Annotated in this window: 1 protein-coding gene; it reads left to right on the top strand. The window is 54.7% G+C overall.

Translation table 11 applies throughout. The features are described 5' to 3' along the window. Positions 1 to 4: 4 nt before the first annotated feature. On the top strand, positions 5 to 1,546 hold the full coding sequence (locus ICT70_RS14745) for an IS1380 family transposase (RefSeq protein ID WP_191157983.1): 1,542 nt from the start codon (positions 5 to 7) through the stop codon (positions 1,544 to 1,546). Positions 1,547 to 1,746: the final 200 nt, after the last annotated feature.

Genomic DNA, 1,746 nt, shown 5'->3' on the forward strand with positions numbered 1-1,746 from the left:
AATTATGGCACAAGGCGTTCTTCCCTTCCAGTATAAAGAGCAAGTACAGACATCAGGACTCACGGCGTTAGCAGGCTTACCAGCCTATCTTGAGTTGGCGCATATTGCCGGGCTACGCGATGCCATCAGACGGCATCTCCATGTTCGCTCAGACAGTCGTCAGGGGTGGTGTGACGAACAGATCGTGATGGCCCTGATTCTGCTGAATCTGGTCGGTGGGGAATCTGTTGCAGACCTTGAACAACTGGAAGCAGATGAAGGGTTGTGTCGATTGTTGCGGCAGATCGAGTATCATGGACTGCCACGCAAAGAGCGCCGCTTATTGGAGCGGCGGCGTAAGAAAGCAGGGCGCACCGTCCCTTCCGCCTCGCCCGTCTTCCGCTACCTGGCCGCCTTTCATGATCCACAGGAAGAGACACGGCGGATTCCGGGATCAGCTTTTATCCCTGCGCCCAATGAGTGTTTACGGGCATTGGGGCGTGTCAACCAGGAGATGGTCGCGTTTGTCCAGAACCGCAACGTCCAACGCGAAGCGACCCTCGACATGGACGCCACCCTGGTGAGCAGTGACAAGACACAGGCTCTGTGGTGCTACGATGGTTATCGCGCTTATCAACCGTTGAACGTGTACTGGTTCGAGCAGGATCTGGTTGTCCACAGTGAGTTTCGCGATGGCAATGTTCCCGCTGGCTATCAACAACTGCGGTTGTTGCAGGAAACGCTGGAGCACCTTCCTGATGGGGTCGATAAGGTGATGCTCCGCTCTGACACCGCCGGTTATCAGCAGGATCTGCTGCGTTACTGTGCCGAAGGGAGCAATGAACGTTTTGGCGCCATCGAGTTCGCTATCGGAGCCAACGTGAGCCAAAGCTTTCGGCAAGCCGTTGGTGAAGTGGAAGAAGGCAACTGGTTGCCGATAAGGCGCACCGATCCGGACGGTCGCCAGTATGATACAGGTCAGCAATGGGCCGAAGTCTGTTATGTTCCCAGCTGGGCAGGGATGAGCAAGAACGGCCCCGGCTATCGTTATCTTGCTACCCGCAAACGGCTCCACAACCAATTGGAGCTACTTGGCTGTGAAACCGTCGCCGATCCCGAGCAGATGCAAGCGCCCAGCGGTGAGCGCTATAAAATTTACGGGATTGTCACCAACCGGGATATCGACGGCAATGAGTTGATTCAGTGGTATCGAGAGCGCTGCGGCAAAAGCGAAGAAGTGCACGCCGTCATGAAAGACGACCTGGCCGGCGGGAAACTCCCTTCAGGAGATTTTGGAGAAAATGCCGCTTGGTGGGGGATCATGATTCTGGCGCTCAATTTAAACGCCGCGATGAAACGTTTGGTCTTGCCCCCGAGCTTTCGGTGCAAGCGACTCAAGGCGGTTAGATTCGGACTGATCAATCTCGCCGGCCAGGTTCGTGAGCGTTCGCGTCAACTACACATTCTCATTAGCCCCAAACAGCCGGCTCTGGGCCTGTTGCTGCACATCCGTGAGCGGATCATCGATCTGGCACGGGGAGCACCGGAAGTTGTTGTTGGCAGCTGAATCAGAGCAAACACAAAAAAAAGAACCCCGAAAGGAGGCTTTGCGCCCGAAGTGCGCCCAGAACGGCACTGAGAAGGCCGATTTTTTCTAAATCCGACATTTTTCACCCTGACGTAACGTAAAAACAGGGTATAGGCAGGAAAAAATATCTTAAAAAAGACGTCGCGACCATCTATGCTTTTTCAGGTGGTGGATTTGGG

Source organism: Pelovirga terrestris (genome assembly GCF_014773365.1).
In the GTDB taxonomy this organism is placed as follows: domain Bacteria; phylum Desulfobacterota; class Desulfuromonadia; order Desulfuromonadales; family Geopsychrobacteraceae; genus Pelovirga; species Pelovirga terrestris.